Source organism: Aquabacterium humicola (assembly GCF_030167915.1).
GTDB lineage: Bacteria > Pseudomonadota > Gammaproteobacteria > Burkholderiales > Burkholderiaceae_C > Pseudaquabacterium > Pseudaquabacterium humicola.
Genome location: NZ_JARGNB010000004.1, coordinates 117,057 through 135,624, shown reverse-complemented (window position 1 = coordinate 135,624; position 18,568 = coordinate 117,057). Strand labels below are relative to the sequence as shown.

At 71.9% G+C, this 18,568-nt stretch carries 16 protein-coding genes; 12 read left to right on the top strand and 4 right to left on the bottom strand.

The genetic code is table 11. The annotated features are described in order from the left end of the window. Nucleotides 1-19 precede the first annotated feature (19 nt). The 4 genes from mnmA (at nucleotide 20) to P1K89_RS19465 (ending at nucleotide 5,214) form a co-directional block, all read left to right on the top strand. Complete coding sequence (gene mnmA / locus P1K89_RS19480; RefSeq protein WP_284618162.1) at nucleotides 20-1,129, top strand: tRNA 2-thiouridine(34) synthase MnmA; 1,110 nt, start codon at nucleotides 20-22, stop codon at nucleotides 1,127-1,129. Between the two features lie 152 nt (nucleotides 1,130-1,281). Then, nucleotides 1,282-2,151 carry a DUF4394 domain-containing protein gene (locus tag P1K89_RS19475; protein ID WP_284618161.1) on the top strand — a complete coding sequence of 290 codons (870 nt, stop codon included), beginning with the start codon at nucleotides 1,282-1,284 and terminating at the stop codon, nucleotides 2,149-2,151. Between the two features lie 91 nt (nucleotides 2,152-2,242). Beyond that, nucleotides 2,243-2,839, top strand: coding sequence for a methylamine utilization protein (locus tag P1K89_RS19470; RefSeq protein ID WP_439898010.1), 597 nt, complete (start codon nucleotides 2,243-2,245; stop codon nucleotides 2,837-2,839). Next, the gene (locus P1K89_RS19465; RefSeq protein WP_284618160.1) at nucleotides 2,839-5,214 is read left to right on the top strand and encodes a putative bifunctional diguanylate cyclase/phosphodiesterase; all 2,376 of its coding nucleotides are present in this window, start codon (nucleotides 2,839-2,841) and stop codon (nucleotides 5,212-5,214) included. The genes P1K89_RS19470 and P1K89_RS19465 overlap by 1 nt, the downstream gene beginning before the upstream one ends. Here P1K89_RS19465 and P1K89_RS19460 read toward each other — a convergent pair. Next, nucleotides 5,211-5,927 carry an alpha/beta fold hydrolase gene (locus tag P1K89_RS19460; protein ID WP_284618159.1) on the bottom strand — a complete coding sequence of 239 codons (717 nt, stop codon included), beginning with the start codon at nucleotides 5,925-5,927 and terminating at the stop codon, nucleotides 5,211-5,213. The two genes, P1K89_RS19465 and P1K89_RS19460, sit on opposite strands and share 4 nt — an antisense overlap. Before the next feature lie 120 nt (nucleotides 5,928-6,047). Between P1K89_RS19460 and P1K89_RS19455 the strand changes: the two genes are divergently transcribed. Beyond that, a complete protein-coding gene (locus P1K89_RS19455; protein WP_284618158.1) occupies nucleotides 6,048-7,013 on the top strand; it encodes a CysB family HTH-type transcriptional regulator in 966 nt (321 codons plus the stop codon). 58 nt (nucleotides 7,014-7,071) lie between these two features. Beyond that, nucleotides 7,072-8,592, top strand: a complete 1,521-nt coding sequence (locus tag P1K89_RS19450) for an amidase (RefSeq protein WP_284618157.1) — start codon at nucleotides 7,072-7,074, stop codon at nucleotides 8,590-8,592. Here P1K89_RS19450 and P1K89_RS19445 read toward each other — a convergent pair whose 3' ends face one another. Genes P1K89_RS19445 through cysT form a run of 3 tightly spaced genes read right to left on the bottom strand, consistent with a single transcriptional unit; the run spans nucleotide 8,593 to nucleotide 11,440 of the window. Then, a complete protein-coding gene (locus P1K89_RS19445) occupies nucleotides 8,593-9,612 on the bottom strand; it encodes a sulfate/molybdate ABC transporter ATP-binding protein (protein WP_284618156.1) in 1,020 nt (339 codons plus the stop codon). Then, the gene (gene cysW, locus P1K89_RS19440; protein WP_284618155.1) at nucleotides 9,609-10,607 is read right to left on the bottom strand and encodes a sulfate ABC transporter permease subunit CysW; all 999 of its coding nucleotides are present in this window, start codon (nucleotides 10,605-10,607) and stop codon (nucleotides 9,609-9,611) included. Before cysW ends, P1K89_RS19445 begins: the two co-directional genes overlap by 4 nt. Next, on the bottom strand, nucleotides 10,604-11,440 hold the full coding sequence (gene cysT / locus P1K89_RS19435) for a sulfate ABC transporter permease subunit CysT (RefSeq protein WP_284618154.1): 837 nt from the start codon (nucleotides 11,438-11,440) through the stop codon (nucleotides 10,604-10,606). Before cysT ends, cysW begins: the two co-directional genes overlap by 4 nt. 138 nt (nucleotides 11,441-11,578) lie before the next feature. Here cysT and P1K89_RS19430 point away from each other — a divergent pair, with 138 nt between their 5' ends. The 6 genes from P1K89_RS19430 to P1K89_RS19405 all read left to right on the top strand — a co-directional run bounded on the left by P1K89_RS19430 (nucleotide 11,579) and on the right by P1K89_RS19405 (nucleotide 18,544). Beyond that, nucleotides 11,579-12,805, top strand: a complete 1,227-nt coding sequence (locus P1K89_RS19430; protein ID WP_284618153.1) for an NAD(P)/FAD-dependent oxidoreductase — start codon at nucleotides 11,579-11,581, stop codon at nucleotides 12,803-12,805. Between the two features lie 10 nt (nucleotides 12,806-12,815). After that, complete coding sequence (locus tag P1K89_RS19425; protein ID WP_284618152.1) at nucleotides 12,816-13,571, top strand: class II glutamine amidotransferase; 756 nt, start codon at nucleotides 12,816-12,818, stop codon at nucleotides 13,569-13,571. 140 nt (nucleotides 13,572-13,711) lie between these two features. Next, a complete protein-coding gene (locus tag P1K89_RS19420; RefSeq protein WP_284618151.1) occupies nucleotides 13,712-14,854 on the top strand; it encodes a sensor histidine kinase in 1,143 nt (380 codons plus the stop codon). Further along, on the top strand, nucleotides 14,841-15,923 hold the full coding sequence (locus P1K89_RS19415; protein WP_284618150.1) for a sensor histidine kinase: 1,083 nt from the start codon (nucleotides 14,841-14,843) through the stop codon (nucleotides 15,921-15,923). The genes P1K89_RS19420 and P1K89_RS19415 overlap by 14 nt, the downstream gene beginning before the upstream one ends. Further along, nucleotides 15,920-16,708, top strand: coding sequence for a LytR/AlgR family response regulator transcription factor (locus P1K89_RS19410; protein WP_284618149.1), 789 nt, complete (start codon nucleotides 15,920-15,922; stop codon nucleotides 16,706-16,708). Before P1K89_RS19415 ends, P1K89_RS19410 begins: the two co-directional genes overlap by 4 nt. A 141-nt stretch (nucleotides 16,709-16,849) precedes the next feature. Further along, on the top strand, nucleotides 16,850-18,544 hold the full coding sequence (locus P1K89_RS19405; RefSeq protein ID WP_284618148.1) for a M14 family metallopeptidase: 1,695 nt from the start codon (nucleotides 16,850-16,852) through the stop codon (nucleotides 18,542-18,544). The last annotated feature ends 24 nt before the right edge of the window (nucleotides 18,545-18,568 follow it).

The window sequence follows — 18,568 nt, the reverse complement described above, 5'->3', positions numbered from 1 at the left end:
CGGCAGGGACAATCGCCGGATGCACAAGAGAAGGGTTGTCGTCGGGCTGTCGGGCGGGGTCGATTCCGCGGTCACCGCCTGGCTGCTGAAGCAGCAGGGCCACGAGGTCGTCGGCATCTTCATGAAGAACTGGGAAGACGACGACGACAGCGAGTACTGCTCGTCGAACGTCGACTTCGTCGATGCCGCGGCGGTCGCCGACGTGATCGGCATCGAGATCGAGCACGTCAACTTCGCGGCCGACTACAAGGACCGTGTCTTCGCCGAGTTCCTGCGCGAGTACCAGGCGGGCCGCACGCCGAACCCGGACGTGCTGTGCAATGCCGAGATCAAGTTCAAGGCCTTCCTCGACCACGCGATGCGGCTGGGCGCCGAGAAGATCGCCACCGGCCACTATGCCCGCGTGCGTGAGGTGGACGGCGGCCGCTTCGAGCTGCTGAAGGGCCTGGACCCGGCGAAGGACCAGAGCTACTTCCTGCACCGGCTGAACCAGGCGCAGCTGGCGAAGACGCTGTTTCCGGTCGGCGAGCTGAAGAAGACCGAGGTGCGCCGCATCGCGGAGGAGATCAGGCTGCCGAACGCGAAGAAGAAGGACTCCACCGGCATCTGCTTCATCGGCGAGCGGCCGTTCCGCGAGTTCCTGAACCGCTACCTGAGCCACGAGCCCGGCCCGATCCGCGATGACCGCGGCCGCGAGCTCGGCCGGCATGTCGGGCTGTCGTTCTACACGCTCGGCCAGCGCCAGGGGCTGGGCATCGGCGGCGTGAAGGAACGCGGCGCGCCGCGCGGCGGGGGCGACCATGCGCCGTGGTTCGTCGCCCGCAAGGAGCTGGACACCAATACGCTGCGTGTCGTGCAGGGTCACGAGCATCCGTGGCTCAAGTCGTCGGCGCTGGAGGCCGACGACGTCAGCTGGGTCGCGGGCATGCCACCTGCCGACGGCCGCTTCGGTGCAAAGACCCGCTATCGCCAGGCCGACGCGGCCTGCCGCTTCGCATCCGGCGAGAAGCGCTTCACGCTGCGCTTCGACGAGCCCCAGTGGGCCGTCACGCCAGGGCAGTCGGCCGTGCTCTACGATGGCGAGGTCTGCCTGGGCGGCGGTGTCATCGCTTCTGCCGAGCCGGTGTGATCCGAAGGCGGCGGTTGCCGCGTAGAAGTCATCCAGCGGCTGTTGCCGCGTAGAAGCCAGCAAGCGGCGCTTGCCGCTCGTGTGTCGCGCCAGTGTGGGAACGAAAGAGCCAACGCATGCCGTCGAACGCCACCTCCTGCCCGCTCCGGTCCTTGACCGCCTTGCTCGCCGCCTTGCTCGCCGCGTTCGTGCTCGCGGCCTGCGCCACCCCCTCCGAGCCGCCGCCGACCAACCGCCGCGAGACGCTGCACGTGATCACCGCCGACGGCCAGCTGCAGCGCTTCAACGCCGGCCGGCCGCAGCAGGCGCTGTCGACACGGCCGCTCGCGGGCCTGCCGCCCGGTGAACGCCTGATCGGCATCGACTTCCGCGTCGCCCGCGGCGTGCTGTATGCGTTGTCGTCGGTCGGCCGGCTCTACACGGTCGACACCACCAGCGCGCAGCTGACGCCGGTCGGCGCGACGCCGATCGCCTTCGCGCTCGACGGCGAGCGCTTCGGCTTCGACTTCAACCCGGTCGCCGACCGCATCCGCGTGGTCGGCGACAAGGGCCAGAACCTGCGCCTGCACCCGGACACCGGCGCGGCGGTCGATGGCGATGCGGCGAGGGACGGCCTGCAGCCCGATCCGGTGCTGCACTACGCGCCGGGCGATGCCAACGTCGGCCGCCTGCCGCAGGTGGTGGCCGCGGCCTACACCTACAACAAACGGGACGACAAGCTGACGACCAACTACGCGCTCGATGCCGCCGCCGGCGTGCTGGTGGTGCAGGGCTCGCGCGAGGGCGCCACGCCCGCGGTGTCGCCGAACACCGGCCGGCTGACGACCGTCGGGCCGCTCGGCGTCGAGGCGATCCAGGACGCCGCCTTCGACATCGCCGACATCGACAACGCGGCGCTCGCCGCGCTGCGCATCGGCGAGCGCACGCGGCTGTACACGCTCGACCTGGCGACAGGCCGCGCGACGCTGCTCGGCACGCTCGGCGACGGCCGCCCCGTGTGGGGCATCGCGATCGAACCATAGGATGAGGCCCACCCCCGAAGCGGCCTCCGGCCGCCCCCCCCTCCAGGGGGCCGCCCCAGCGGCCCGGCGGAGCCGGTTCCGCGGCGCGCGCTTGGGAAGACACCTCGCCAGCGGGATGCTGGTGGCGTGCACGCTGCCGCTCGCCGCCGCCCCGCTCGAAGTGCGCGTGACCGATCCGGCCGGCAAGCCGCTCGCCGGGGTCGTGGTCTTCGCCGAATCGCCGGAGGCCAAGGCGGCGCTGAAGCCGGCCGCCGGGATCGAGATCGCGCAGACCGGCAAGCAGTTCGTGCCGCCGGTCACCGTGATCCCGACCGGCACCGCGGTGAGCTTCCCGAACCGCGACACGGTGCGGCACCACGTCTACTCGTTCTCGCCGGCGAAGAAGTTCGAGATCAAGCTCTACGTCGGCACGCCGGCGAACCCGGTGGTCTTCGACCAGCCCGGCATCGCGGTGCTCGGCTGCAACATCCACGACCACATGGTCGCCTGGGTGGTGATCGTCGATACGCCTTACTTCGCGCAGACCGGCGCCGACGGCAAGGTGAACTTCCCGAACCTGCCCGCCGGCGGCTACCGGCTGCGGGCCTGGCATGCCGGGCTGCCGGTCGGCGCCACGCCCACCGACCAGGCCCTGCAGATGGGCGCCGGTGCGCAACAGGCGGTGGTGACCCTCGCCGGTCCGAAGTGATGCCCCGCGACGACGACCGGCCCCGCTTCGGCCGCTGGCGCCTGTCCAGCCGCATCGCGGTCTTCTCGCTGCTGCTGCTGCTGCTGGTGCAACTGGCTGGATTCGCGGCGATCAACGCCAGCATCCGGCACAACGCCGAGGACCAGCTCGACAAGCAGCTCGACATCGGCGGCCGCACCTGGCAGCGCCTGCTCGACCAGCGGGCGGCGACGCTGAGGCAGGGTGCGGTGGTGCTGGCCGCCGACTTCCCGTTCCGCGAATCGGTGGGCACCGGGGACATCGCGACCATCGTCTCGGTGCTCGACAACCACGGCCGCCGCATCGACGCGACGCTGACCGCGCTGCTCGACACCGACGGCTCGGTGCGCGCGACCGGCGAGGCCACCGACCCCGCGCTGCTGCCGGTGCTCAAGCGCCTGGCACCGCAGCTGGCGCAGAAGGACAACGCGCTGGCCGCCGCCGGCGACCGCGCCTACCAGTTCGTCATCGTGCCGATGAAGGCCCCGGTGATCGTCGGCTACGTCGTGATGGGCTTCGTGCTGGACAAGCCGGTCGCCGACGACCTGCTGCAGGTCAGCGGCGTGCAGGGCACGCTGGTGCTCGAGTCGACCCCGGGCGCGCCGCGCGTGCTGCTGAGCAGCCTGCCGCCGTCGCTGCCGGCCGCCGACGTCGCGTCCGGCCCGGCGCAGGGGGCGCTGAAGCTTGGCGGCGCCGCGCACCGGGTGCGCACGGTGGCGCTGACCAGCGACACCGGCCAGCGCCTGTCGCTGCGCCTGAGCGGTTCGCTCGACGATGCGGTCGAGCCCTACCGCGGCCTGCAGCTGACGCTCGCCGGCCTCACCGTGCTCGGCCTCGCGCTGTTCGGCATCGGCAGCATCTGGACCGCGCGCCGCGTCACGCAGCCGCTGTCGGACCTCGCCGAAGCCAGCGAGCGCCTGGGCCGCGGCGACTACAGCGCGTCGCTGCAGCACGTCGAGCGCGACGACGAGGTCGGCGACCTCGCGAAGGCCTTCGACCACATGCGCATCAACATCGCCGCGCAGCAGACCGAGATCCGCCAGCTCGCCTACTGGGACCGGCTGACCGACCTGCCGAACCGCGTGCAGTTCCGCGACGCGGTGGCCTCGGCGATCGAGACCGCGCGCCCCCTCGGACATCCGGTCGCGGTGCTGATGCTGGACCTCGACCGCTTCAAGAACGTCAACGACGCGCTGGGCTATGCCAGCGGCGACGCGCTGCTCAAGGGCGTCGCGACGCGGCTGCACGAAGTCGCGCGCAGCGGCGACCTCGTCGCGCGGCTGGGTGGCGACGAGTTCGCGCTGCTGATGCCGAAGGCCGACGCCGCGCAGGCCATCGTGCTGGCCGAGCGCCTCGCGCAGGCCTTCGAGCGGCCGCTGATGGTCGACGAGCAGGCGATCGACCTGTCCGCCGGCGTCGGCATCGCCTGCTGGCCCGAACACGCGGGCGACGTCGACGGCCTGCTGAGCCGCGCCGAGGTGGCGATGTACGCGGCCAAGGCGCGCACCGCCGGCGCGCAGGTCTACGACCCGGCCAGCGATTCCAGCCGCGCGATGAACCTGTCGCTGCTGTCGGAGCTGCGCCATGCGCTGGAGCACCACGAGCTGCGGCTGTACCTGCAACCCAAGGTGCATGTGGCCAGCGGCCGGGCCGCCGCCGCCGAGGCGCTGCTGCGCTGGCAGCATCCGCAGCGCGGGCTGGTGCCGCCGGTGCAGTTCATCCCGTTCGCCGAGCAGACCGGCTTCATCCGCCGCCTGACCCTGTGGATCTTCGAGGAGGTGGCGCGGGTGCAGGCGCCGCTGCAGCGGCTGGGCGTGCAGCGGGTCTCGGTCAACCTGTCGACGCGCGACCTGCTCGACCCGGAGCTGCCGGACAAGCTCGACGCGCTGCTGCGCCGCCATGGCGCGGCGGCCGACGGCATCTGCCTGGAGATCACCGAGAGCGCGATCATGGACGACCCAGAACGTGCCGAGGCCACCCTGAACCGGCTCGCCGAGCGCGGCTTCAAGCTGTCGATCGACGACTTCGGCACCGGCTACTCGTCGCTGGCCTACCTGCGGCGGCTGCCGGTCGACGAGCTGAAGATCGACAAGAGCTTCGTGATGGGCATGGAAGGCGAAGAAGGCGACGCGAAGATCGTGCGCTCGACGATCGACCTCGCGCACAACCTCGGGCTCACGGTCGTCGCCGAAGGGGTCGAGAACGGCGCCATCCTCGATCAGCTGTGCCGGCTGAGCTGCGACGAGGCGCAGGGCTATCACATGAGCCGGCCGCTGCCGGTGCCGGAGTTCGAGGCCTGGGTGCGCGCCTGGGCCGCGCGGCCGCAGTCCGACGCGGCCGCGTCGATCGTGGGTTAGGCGTCCCGCTGCTCCGCGAGCCAGTCGCGCAGCAGCGCGGCGATGCGCGCCGGCTGCTCCATCGTCAGCAGGTGGCCGCACTCGGACAGGCGCTCGAAGCGCGCGTGCGGCACCGCGGCAGCGATCTCCTCGGAGCACTCGGGCGGCGTCAGCAGGTCGCTGTCGCCCACCGCCACCAGCAGCGGGCAGCGGATCGTCGCCAGCAGCGGGCGGCTGTCGGCGCGCGCCATCACCGCGCGGTTCTGCCGCACCAGCTGGTGCGGGCCGGCGCGGCGCACCATCGCCAAGTAGTCCGGCACCAGGCCCGGCTGCCGCTGCGGCGCGCTGGGGTGGAAGGCGAAGGGCAGGTTGGCGCGCAGCACCTCGTCCATGCGGCCGCTCTCGAACAGCACGATGGCGTCGCTGCGCAGCTTGATCGCCTCGGGCGTGTCGGGTCGCGCGGTGCTGCCCAGCAGCGCCAGCGCCTGCACCCGGCCCGGCGCCTGGCGCAGCACCTCCAGCGCCAGCATGCCGCCCATGGACGTGCCGGCCAGCCGCAGGGGCCCGTCGTGTTCGGACAGCAGCGCGGCGGCCATCTCGGGCAGCGTGGCGTGGCGGTTGTGCACGTCGGTGACGTGCACCGGGCCGTGGCCAGCCTCGGCCAGCGGTTCGGCGATGCCGCGCCACAGCGTGTCATCGCTGGCGAGGCCGGGCAGCAGGATCAGGGTCGACATCGGCCGGCAGTGTGCCAGCGCCTTTATTTGCTTTGCTTCTTTGCATAGCGCATAAAAGTCGCTTGCCGAGTTTTGATCGGCGCGAATAATGCGATTTCCGAATAAGAAACCGATCCGGCCGTGAATTTCCAGCAACTGCGCTCGGTGCGCGAAGCGGTGCGCCAGCGCTTCAACCTGACCGAGGTCGCCGCGGTGCTGCACACGTCGCAGCCCGGCGTCAGCCGGCAGATCCGCGAGCTCGAGGAAGAGCTGGGCATTCAGATCTTCGTGCGCGCCGGCAAGCGCCTGACCGGGCTGACGCCGCCCGGCGAGACGGTGCTGCCGATCGTCGAACGGCTGCTGCTGGAGGCGGCGAACCTGAAGCGCGCCGGCGACGACTTCGCGCGTGCCGGCTCAGGCGCCTTGACCATCGCCGCGACGCATTCGCAGGCCCGCTACGCGCTGCCCGCCGCGGTGCGCGACTTCCGCGCCAGCCACCCGCAGGTGCAGCTGCACCTGCACCAGGGCTCGCCGCAGCAGGTGGCGCGGCTGCTGCTCGACGGCGAGGCCGACATCGGCATCGCCACCGAGGCGCTGGACCAGCACGGCGAGCTGGTCGCGCTGCCCTGCTACCGCTGGACGCATTGCGCCGTCGTGCCGCCGGGCCATGCGCTGGCCGCCGATGCCGACGCCGGCAAGCCGCTGACCCTGCAGCGGCTGGCGCAGTTCCCGCTGATCACCTACGAGGCCGGCTACACCGGCCGCGCGCACATCGACCAAGCCTTCACGAAGGCCGGCCTGGCGCCCGAGGTGGTGCTGGTGGCGATGGATGCCGACGTCATCAAGACCTATGTCGAGCTGGGCCTGGGCGTGGGCATCGTCGCCGCGATCGCCTACGACGACGAGCGCGACCGCCACCTGCGCGCGGTCGACGCGCGCCACCTGTTCGCCGCCAATACCACCCGGCTGGCGCTCAAGCGCGGCAGCTACCTGCGCGACTACGTCTACGACTTCATCGCCACCTTCGCCGCGCCGCTGACGCGGCCGGTGGTCGAGCAGGCGCTGGCCGAACCCGCCGAACCCGCCGGCGACGACCCCGCGCTGTAGCGTCCGGCGCGGGCCAGCCCGACGGTCGGCGACACTCGACGCCGCCGAAGGAGGACGGATGACGCTCGACGAGTACGACCAGCACGACGCGACCGCGCTCGGCGCGATGGTGAGCAACGGCGACATCGCGCCGGAGACGCTGCTGGACCTGGCCGCGCAGCGCATCGCCGCCGGCAATCCGGCGCTCAACGCGGTGATCGCCGACGGCCAGGACTACGCGCGCCGCGCGCTGCAGGCCCGACGTGCCGCCGGCACCGAAGGCGACGGCGTCTTCGCCGGCGTGCCGGTGCTGGTGAAGGACCTGCTGGCCACCGTGGAGGGCCTGCCGACCTGGCATGGCAACCGCCTGCTGCAGCGCGCGCTGCCGCCGGCCTCGCACGACAGCGAGTTCATCCGCCGCCTGCGCCGCACCGGCGCGCTGATCGTCGGCAAGACCAATACGCCGGAGTTCGGCCTGACGCCGTTCACCGAACCCGAGCTGACCGGCCCGACGCGCAATCCCTGGGATGCGACGCGCACCGCGGGAGGCTCCAGCGGCGGCTCGGCCGCGGCGGTGGCGGCCGGCTTCGTGCCGCTGGCCACCGGCGGCGACGGCGGTGGCTCGATCCGCATCCCGGCCTCGTGCTGCGGGCTGTTCGGCCTGAAGCCCACGCGCGGCCGCGTGCCCAGCGGCCCCGACCTGGGCGACCTGTGGAGCGGCCTGGCGATCGAACACGGCCTGACGCGCAGCGTGCGCGACAGCGCCGCGCTGCTCGACGCGGTGGCCGGCGACGATGCCGGCCCGCCCTGCGCCGCGCCGCCGCAGGCGCGGCCCTTCGTCGACGAGGTGGGCTTCGCGCCCGGCCGGCTGCGCATCGGGCTGTGCACCGAACCGTGGCTGGGCCATGTGCCGGTCGACCGCGACTGCCTGGAGGCGGTCGAACGCAGCGCCGCGCTGCTGCGTTCGCTGGGCCACGAGGTTTTCGAGACCCGCGTGCCGGTGAACGGCCCCGCGTTCGCAATGGCCTTCCTGCAGGTGCTGGCGGCCAATGTACGCGGCGAGATCGAGGTCATCGCGCAGGCGCTGCGCCAGCGCCCGCGGCGCCAGGACTTCGAGGCCACCACCTGGGGCCTCGGCCTGCTGGGCCGCGCTCTGAAGGGCGACGAGGTGATCAACGCCCAGCGCACGATCCAGCTCACCGGCCGGCGCATCGGCGCGCTGTTCGAGTCGACGATCGACGTGCTGATGACGCCGACGCTGGCCAGCCCGCCACCGCCGATCGGCAGCCTGAAACCGACGCCGGCCGAGCAGCGCCAGATCGAGTTCATCGGCGCGATCGGCTCGCCCTGGCTGATGCGCCGGCTCGGCGCCTTCGAGCAGCTGGCGAACAAGGTCTTCGACTTCATCCCGTTCACCGCGGTCTTCAACGGCACCGGCCAGCCGGCGATGTCGGTGCCGCTGCACTGGAATGCCGCCGGCCTGCCGATCGGCGTGCAGTTCGTCGGCCGCTTCGGCGACGAGGCGACCTTGTTCCGGCTGGCCGGTCAGCTCGAACAGGCGCAGCCGTGGTTCGACCGCCGGCCGCCGCGGCCCGCCTGATCAGATCATCGCCGCCGGATCGTCCACCGGCTCGCTGAAGCGCGTCACGCGCCGCGGCTGCAGGTGCACGCGCTGGCCGGGCGCGAGCTGCAGCGCGTCGCGCAACTGCAGCCAGCGTGCACGCGGCAGCTCGACGTCGACCGGACCGGCGTCGTCGCGCTGCAGTTCCAGGCGCGTCACCGGACCCAGCGTCAGCACCTGCGACAGCGTGGCGCTCCAGGTGCCGTCGCCGGCGTGCTCGACGATGTCGAGCTCGTGCGGCCGCACGTACAGCGCCTCGCTGCGGCCGTGGAACAGGTTCACGTCGCCGAGGAACTGCAGCACGAAGGGCGAGGCCGGGTGGTCGTAGACCTCGTCGGGCGAGCCGACCTGCTCGATGCGGCCCTCGTTCATCACGACGATGCGGTCGGCGACCTCCATCGCCTCGTCCTGGTCGTGCGTGACGAAGACGCTGGTCACGTGCATCTCGTCGTGCAGCCGGCGCAGCCAGCGGCGCAGCTCCTTGCGCACCTTCGCGTCCAGCGCACCGAAGGGCTCGTCGAGCAGGAGGACCTTCGGCTCGACGGCGAGCGCACGGGCGAGCGCGATGCGCTGGCGCTGGCCGCCGGACAGCTGGTGCGGATAGCGGTCCGCCAGCCAGTCCAGCTGTACCAGCTTCAGCAGCTCCATCACCTTGGCCTTGATCTGCGCATCGCCCGGCCGCGTGGCCTTCGGCCGCACGCGCAGCCCGAACGCGACGTTCTCGAAGATGTTCATCTGCGGGAACAGCGCATAGTGCTGGAAGACGAAGCCGACGCGGCGTTCGCGCGCGGTGGCCGAGGTGGCGTCCTCGCCGTGGAACAGCACCCGGCCGGCGTCGGGCACCTCCAGCCCCGCGATGATGCGCAGCAGCGTCGTCTTGCCCGAGCCCGAGGGCCCCAGCAGCGCGACCAGCTCGCCCGACTCGACCGTGAGGTTCAGCTGGTCGCAGACCTTGAGATGGCCGAAGCGCTTTTCCAGGTCCCGGACTTCGATGCTCATGTCCCTAGCCCCCTTCGCGCGTTCCGCGCTGTCCCCCCGAGGGGGAGCGAGTCCGCTTCGGAGCGGCCGGGCGCGGACTCATTCACCTCGGCCTTCGCCGCCTGCATCTGCTGCTGCACGCGCCGCTCGACCGCGAGCTTGAGCACCAGCGTCACCAGCGCCAGCGCCGCGAGCAGCGACGCGACCGCGAACGCGGCAGCGAACTGGTATTCGTTGTAGAGGATCTCGATGTGCAGCGGCAGCGTATTGGTCTGCCCGCGGATGTGGCCGGAGACCACGCTGACCGCGCCGAACTCGCCCATCGCCCGGGCGTTGCACAGGATCACGCCATAGAGCAGCGCCCACTTGATGTTCGGCAGCGTGACGCGGCGGAACAGCTGCCAGCCCGAGGCGCCGAGCACGGTCGCCGCTTCTTCCTGCTCGCGCCCCTGCGCCTGCATCAGCGGGATCAGCTCGCGCGCGACGAACGGGAAGGTGACGAACAGCGTGGCCAGCACGATGCCCGGCACCGCGAAGATCACCTTCAGGTCGTGGTCGCGCAGCCACTCGCCGAACCAACCCTGCAGGCCGAACACCAGCACGTAGATCAGGCCCGCGATCACCGGGCTGACCGAGAACGGCAGGTCGATCAAGGTCAGCAGCACGCTCTTGCCCTTGAAGTCGAACTTCGCGATGCACCACGCGGCCGCCACGCCGAAGACGGCGTTCAGCGGCACGCTGATCGCTGCGGCGAGCAGGGTCAGCTGGATCGCGGCCCAGGCGTCGGGTTCGGTGATCGCGGCGACGTAGACCGCCACACCCTTCTTGAACGCCTCGTGGAACACCGCGGCGAGCGGGATGAAGAGGAACAGCGTCAGGAAGCCGAGCGCGATGCCGATCAGGAGGCGGCGCACCCACGGCGGCTCGGCCGTCGCGCGGCGCAGCACCGCGGGGGAGAACGGGCGGCCGTCGTCGGCCGCGGCCGACGGTTGTTGAAGGGCCAACTCTGCGCTCATGCCTGCCCCTGCCGACGCCGCGCCCAGCCCTGCAGCGCATTGATCACCAGCAGCATCCCGAAGCTGGCGCCCAGCATCACGACCGCGATCGCGGTCGCGCCGGCGTAGTCGTACTGCTCGAGCTTGGTGATGATCAGCAGCGGCGTGATCTCGCTGACCATCGGCAGGTTGCCGGCGATGAAGATCACGCTGCCGTACTCGCCGAGCGCGCGCGCGAAGGCCAGCGCGAAGCCGGTGACCAGCGCCGGCAGCACGATGGGCAGGATCACGCGGCGAAAGGTCTGCCAGCGGTTCGCGCCGAGGATCGCGGCGGCCTCCTCGTACTCGCTCGACAGGTCCTCGAGCACCGGCTGCAGGGTGCGCACGACGAAGGGCAGGCCGATGAACAGCAGCGCGACGAAGACGCCCAGCGGCGTGAAGCTGACCTTCACCGGCAGCCACTGCCCGATCCAGCCGTTCTGCGAATAGAGCGCCGTCAGCGTGATACCGGCCACCGCGGTCGGCAGCGCGAAGGGCAGGTCGACCAGCGCATCGACGATGCGCTTGAACGGGAACTCGTAGCGCACCAGCACCCACGCGATCACCGTGCCGAACACCGCGTTGGCCAGTGCCGCGAGCAGCGACGCGCCGAAGCTCAGCCGGTAGCTGGCGAGCACGCGCGGCGAGGCCACCGCGTCCCAGAAGGCCGGCCAGCTCATCGTCGCGGTCTTCAGGAACGCGGCCGACAGCGGGAACAGCACCACCAGGCTCACATAGGTCAGCGTCAGCCCCAGCGCCAGGTCGAAGCCGGGCAGCACGGTGTGGCGTCGCAGGAGGGCACGGGACAGCAGCATCGGGGATGTCGATGAAAAGCGCGATGCTAGGCAGGCCGGCCGCTGCGCCGAACGACGTTCTCGGCCCATCGATATTCGGAAAGCGACGAAGGCGCCGGGCGACGGGCGCCGCGTGGTCCCTGCCTACAATTTGCCGCGATGACTTCGAACGACCTGCCGGCGACCTGCGATGTGCTCGTGATCGGCGCCGGCCCCGCCGGCAGCGCCTGCGCCACCGCGCTCGCGCGCGCCGGCCGCGACGTGCTGCTGGTCGATGCGCAGGCCTTCCCGCGCGACAAGGTCTGCGGCGACGGGCTGATTCCCGACGCGCACCACGCGCTACAGCGCCTGGGCGTCGCCGGCGAGGTGATGGCCGCCGCGCAGAGCGCGCGCCATGTCGCCTGCATCGGCCCGCGCGGTGGCCGCATCGACGTGCCGGGGCGGCTCGCGGTGCTGCCGCGGCGCGAACTCGACGACATCGTCAAGCGCAACGCCGAGCGTGCCGGGGCGCGCTTCGCGGCGCCCTGGCGCTTCGAGGCGACGATCGACGGCGAGGGCGGGCGCACCGTCGGCGCGCGTCTGAAGCAAGGCGACCGGCGCCGTGAGCTGCGGGCGCGCTGGACGGTGCTGGCCACCGGCGCGCAACCGCAGGCGCTGATCGCCGCCGGCATGTGCGAGCGCCAGACGCCCAGCGGCGTCGCGCTGCGCGGCTACATCCGCAACCCCCGCATGCGCGGCCGCATCGAAGCGCTGGAGGTGGTCTGGCACAAGCGCCTGCGCAAGGGCTACGGCTGGATCTTTCCCGGCCCCGACGACACCTTCAACATCGGCGTCGGCCTCGCGCACAGCCATGCCAAGCGCGGCAACGGCCGCGCGACGATGGCCGACGTCAACCTGCGCGAGATGTTCGCCGCCTTCACCGAGGTCTACGGGCCGGCGCGCGCGCTGCTGCAGGGCGGGCAGTGGACCGGCGCGCTGAAGGGCGCGCCGCTGCGCTGCTCGCTCGAAGGCGCCCGGCTGGCGAAGCCCGGCCTGCTGGTCACCGGCGAAGCCGCCGGCAGCACCTATGCCTTCACCGGCGAGGGCATCGGCAAGGCGCTGGAGACCGGCCTGCTGGCCGCCGACGCGCTGCTGGCGACGGACGCCGATGACGCGCTCATCGCGCGTTATCAGGCGTCGATCGCCGCGCTGAAGCCGCGCTTCGACCTCTACGAACGCGCCAACCGCGTCAACGACCACCCGTGGCTGGCCGACCTGCTGATCTGGCGCGCCAACCGCAGCCCGCGCATCCTGAAGCGCATGGAAGGCGTGCTCGAGGAGACCGGCAACCCCGGCCACCTCGTCAGCCTGCGCGGCATCACGAAGCTGTTCCTGCCGATCCCCTGAGGACGCCGCCATGTGCCAGCTGCTCGGCATGAACGCCAACACGCCCACCGACGTGATGTTCTCGTTCACCGGCCTGGCCACGCGCGCGGCCGAGCACAAGGACGGCTTCGGCATCGCGTTCTTCGAGGACCGCGGCGTGCGCCTGTTCGTCGACCCGCACTCGGCGCTCGTGTCGCCGGTGGCCGAGATGGTGCGGCGCTACCCGATCCGGAGCGACAACGTCATCGCGCACATCCGCAAGGCGACGCAGGGCCATGTGTCGCTGGAGAATACGCACCCCTTCATGCGCGAGCTGTGGGGCCGCTACTGGGTGTTCGCGCACAACGGCGACCTGAAGGGCTTCGAGCCGCGGCTGCACGGCGCCTTCCGCGCGGTCGGCTCCACCGACAGCGAGCGCGCGTTCTGCTGGCTGATGCAGGAGCTGGCGAAGGCGCATGCCAGCGTGCCGTCGATCGCCGAACTGACCACCACGCTGCGCGAGCTGTTGCCGCCGATCGCGCGCCACGGCACCTTCAACCTGCTGCTGTCGAACGGCCAGGCGCTGTGGGCGCACGCGACCACCTCGCTGTACTGGCTGGAGCGCCGCCATCCCTTCGGCGCCGCGCACCTCGCCGACGAGGACGTGGCGGTCGACTTCGCCGCGCTGACGCAGCCGAGCGACCGCGTCGCGGTGATCGCCACCGAGCCGCTGACGCGCGGCGAGCCGTGGACCGCGTTCACGCCGGGCGAGCTGCGGGTGTTCGTCGGCGGCGCGGCGGTGGGCTGACGGCGCGGGACCCGACGGCCGCGCACCGGCCGCGCGCCGTCGGCGGCCGTCCATGTCGCCGGACCGGCCGTTCGCCCGATGCGGCCGCGGGCGCGCCGCTGCTGCGCCTAGACTGCGCCGCGATGTGCTCCGATGCCTCGATGCCTGCCCGCCCGACGCCCCGTCCGTCGCGCCTGGCGCGCTGGTGGTACGGCGACCTCGATCCGCTGCTGCGTGCCGAGGCCCAGGCGCTGGACCGCCGGCTGGTGCAGGGCGGCGTCGGCCTGTGGCTGGGCTTCACCGCGGGCTTGTCGGCGACCGTGCTCGGCCTGCGCGCCGCCGGCATGCCGTTGCCGTGGTCGGTGTCGATCGCGCTGCTGTTCGTCATCGGCAGCGCACTCGCGATGCGCCGCGCCTGGCTGCAGCCGGAGAAGTTCGAAGGCCGCACGCTGCGGCGCATCGGCTTCGCGATGGTCGTGGCGACCTATGCCGGCGCGATCGGCGGCATCCTGTCCGGGCTGTGGGCGCCGGGCACGCCCGACCGCGCGGCCCAGTTGGGCCGCGCGCTGTGGCGCGCGACGCCGGTGCAGCTGCTCGGCGGCATCGGCCTGCTGCTGGTGCTGTGGGCGCTGGCCTCGGGCCGGCGCGCGCAGATCCAGCGCGCGCTCGTGCAGTCCCAGCTCGAGGCCGAACGCGACGCCGCCGCGCGCCACGCGGCCGAGGCGCGGCTGAAGCTGCTGCAGGCGCAGATCCAGCCGCACTTCCTGTTCAATACGCTGGCCGCGCTGCAGCACTGGGTGGACACCGGCGACAAGCGCGCCGCGCCGCTGCTGCGCGCGCTGACGAGCTTCCTGCGCGGCTCGACCGAGCTGATGCTGCGCGAGCAGATCACGCTGGCCGACGAGCTGCCGCTGGCCGAGCACTACCTGGGCATCATGGTCTCGCGCTTCGGGCCGCGGCTGTCGTACCGCTTCGACGTCGCCGACGATTGCCGCGACCAGCCGCTGCCGCCGGCGCTGCTGCTGACGCTGCTGGAGAACGCCGTCGAGCATGGCATCGCGCCCCTGCTGCGGCCGGGCACGATCACGCTGCGCGCGCGGCGCGCGGGCAGCGTCTTCGAGCTGACGATCGCCGACGACGGGGTGGGCCTCGCCGCCGGCTGGCACGACGGCGTGGGCCTGGGCAACTCGCGGCTGCGGCTGCAGCACCGCTTCGGCGAACGGGCGCGGCTCGAAGTGGGCGAGGGCGCGCCCGGCACCATCGCCCGTCTGACCATCGACGGCACTGGCGATGAACAACGCTGATCGCATCGACTGGAGCCAGCTCTGGTACCCGGGGCCGCGGCGTGTCTTCACGGCCGCCGAGCTCGAACGCGCCGGCGGCGACCGGCCCAGCCGCACCTTCCTGATGATCCTGGCGGTCAACGCGATCGGGCCGGCGACGCTGGTGCTGCAGCTCGCGCCGGCGTCGGTGGTGTGGATGCTGGCCGCGCTGATGCTGACGATGACGGTGGTCGTCTGGCGCGTCGCGATGGCGCTGTGGCGCGGGCCTTCGCGCCGGCGCCTGCTGGAATCTTCGCTGGGGCTGGTCGGCTTCTTCCTCGTCGCCGTGCTGGTCGGTCGCGGCTCGGGCCTGCCGGTGGAAGACAGCCGCTGGCTCTCCAACGTCGTCGCCGGCAGCGTCGCGCTGGCCGCGCTGGCGTTGTGGTTCGTCACCTCGTTCCGCGGCCACCAGATCGAGGCCCGGCTGCGCGAGCTGGACGAGCGCGAACGCGCGATCGACATGGCGCGCCAGCTCGCCACCGCGCAGATCCAGCCGCACTTCCTGTTCAATTCGCTGGCGTCGCTGCAGCACTGGGTCGACTCGGGCGATCCACGCGCGTCGAGCCTGCTGCGCTCGCTGACCGGCTACCTGCGCGCGACCTTGCCGCTGTTCAAGCGCGAGAAGCTGACGCTGGGCGAGGAGCTCGACGCCGCCGTGCGCTACCTGGAGGTGATGCAGGCGCGGCTGGGCGAGCGCTTGCGCTTCTCGGTCGACGCCGATGCCGCGGCGCGCGCGCAGGCCGTGCCGCCGGGGCTGCTGCTGACGCTGGTCGAGAATGCGGTCGAGCACGGCGTCGGGCCCAGCCTGTCGGGCGCCGATGTACAGGTCGCGGCAAGGCGCGCGGGCGAGCGCCTGCTGGTGGAGGTGGCCGACAGCGGCGCCGGCCTGCCGCCGGCGGTGGCCGAAGGCGTCGGCCTCGCGAATTCGCGCGCCCGCCTCAAACAGGCCTACGGCGACCAGGCCCGTCTGCAGCTGCTGCCGCGGCCCGCAGGCGGCACGATCGCGCGCCTGTCGATGCCGCTCATTTCAGACGATATCGATTCCCCATGACCCACCTCACCGCCCTCATCGCCGACGACGAAGAAGCCCCGCGCGCGCAGCTGCGCGCCGCGCTGCAGCGGCGCTGGCCCGAGCTGACGATTGCTGCCGAGGCCGTCAACGGCGTCGACGCCTGGGACGCCTTCCTCGAGCACGAACCGGACCTGTGCCTGCTCGACATCCGCATGCCCGGGCTCACCGGCATCGAGGTCGCCGAGCGCATCGCCGGCCGCGCGCAGGTGGTCTTCGTCACGGCGCATGGCGACCACGCGCTGGCGGCCTTCGATGCCGGCGCGGTCGACTACGTGCTGAAGCCGGTCGACGACGAGCGCCTGGGGCGTGCGCTCGAACGCGTGCAGGCCCGGCTGGCGCAGCCGCCGGCGACGGCCGAGGCCGCGCTTCAGGCGCGGGGTGCCGACGCCGCTTTGCAGACCCTGCTGGCGCAGCTGTCGGCCCAGGTGCGCCGGCCCGCGCCGCCGGCGGTGATCCAGGCCGGCATCGGCAAGGAAGTGCGGCTGATCCGCGTCGACACGGTGGTGTACTTCGAGTCCGATGCGCGCTACACCCGCGTCGTGCACGAAGGCGGCGAGGCGCTGATCCGCACGCCGCTGAAGGAGCTGCTGGCGCAGCTCGATCCCGAGCGCTTCTGGCAGGTGCACCGCTCGGTGATCGTCAACCACCACCACATCGCCGCGGCGCTGCGCATCGACGAGGGCACGATGCAGCTGAGCCTGCACGGACGGCCGGAGAAGCTGCCGGTGTCGCGCCATTTCCAGGGGCGCTTCCGCGGGCAGTGATCGCAGGGCGCGGGCCGGGCGCCGGGCCGCCCCGAGCCGGCCCGTGCATCCCCGCGCGGGATCGGGCGCCGTACCCCGCGAACGAGGGGCGCCGTCTTGCGCGAAACTCGCCAGCTTCGTCCCGAACGATGCCGCCCGCCAATGCCCGCGTTGCCCACCCCCCGCTTCGACACCTTCTACCGCCATGCCGAGCTCGGCCAGCTGCTGCGCGACTATGCCGCCGCGCGCCCCGAGCTGATCACGCTCGAATCGCTCGGCCAGAGCCATGAAGGCCGCGACATCTGGATCGTCACCGTCACCAGCGCTGCCACCGGCAGCGACCGCGACAAGCCCGCGTTCTGGGTCGACGGCAACATCCACGCCGGCGAGCTGACCGCGTCCACCGCCTGCCTGTACTGGCTGCACCAGCTGGTCTCGGGCTACGGCAAGGACGCGCAGGTCACGCAGTTGCTGGACACACGCGCGATCTACATCTGCCCGCGCCTGAACCCCGACGGCGCCGAGCTGGCGCTGGCCGACAAGCCGCGCCACATCCGCTCGTCGACGCGGCCCTACCCGTTCGACGAGGACCCGGTCGAGGGCCTGACGGTCGAGGACATCGACGGCGACGGCCGCGTGCTGCACATGCGCATCCCCGATCCGCACGGCCCTTGGAAGTGCCACCCGGACGACGCGCGACTGATGGTGCCGCGCGAGCCCGGCGAATTCGGCGGCCAGTACTACCGCGTGATGCCCGAGGGCACGCTGACGCACTACGACGGCCTGCAGATCTCGGTGAACCCCAACCGCGAAGGCCTCGACCTGAACCGCAACTTCCCGTCGTACTGGCGCCAGGAGTTCGAGCAGCTCGGCGCCGGCCCGTACCCGACCAGCGAGCCCGAGGTGCGCGCGATGGTCGACTTCCTGTCCGGCCATCCGAACGTCGGCGCGGCGGTCAGCTTCCACACGCACTCGGGCGTGATCCTGCGGCCGATGGGCACGCAGAGCGACGACGACATGACGCCCGAGGACCTGTGGATCTACAAGCGGCTGTCAGCGCTCGGCGAGAAGCTCACCGGCTACCCGGCGATCAGCATCTTCCACGAGTTCAAGTACCACCCGAAGGAGATCATCACCGGCACGCAGGACTGGGTGTACGAGCACCTGGGCGCGCTGTTCTGGACGGTGGAGATCTGGGCGCCGAACAAGGAAGCCGGCATCACGGACTACGACTGGATCCACTGGTACCGCGACCACCCGCCCGAGGACGACCTGAAGCTGCTGAAGTGGAGCGACGAGCAGTGCGGCGGCAACGCGCACGTGCAGTGGTACCCGTTCCGCCATCCGCAGCTGGGCATGATCGAGCTCGGCGGCTGGGACCGGCTGAACTACTGGCGCAACCCGCCGCCGCACCTGCGCGAGCGCGAGGCCGCACGCTTCCCGGCGTGGCTGACCCAGCTGGCCTTGAGCCTGCCGAAGCTCGAGGTGCTGCGCACCGAGGTGCGGGCGCTCGGCCCGGACACCTGGCGCGTGCGCTTCGCGGTGGCCAATGCGGGTTACCTGCCGTCCAACGTCACCAAGCGCGCGATCGAGCGCAAGACCGCGCGCGGCGTGGTCTTCGAGCTGCACCTGCCGCCCGGCGTCGCGCTGGTGTCGGGCAAGCAGCGCATCGTCGGTCCGCAGCTCGACGGCCATGCGCCGAAGAACTCGCTGCAGGCCTTCCTGCCGAGCAAGGAGATCACCGCCGACCGCGCGGTGGCCGAGTGGATCGTCAAGGCGCCCCGCGGCACGCACCTGGCGCTGACCGCGAGCGCGGACCGCGCCGGCACGGTGCGCACGGAAGTGGCGCTGGACTGACGCCGAAAAGCACCGGCCCGGCGG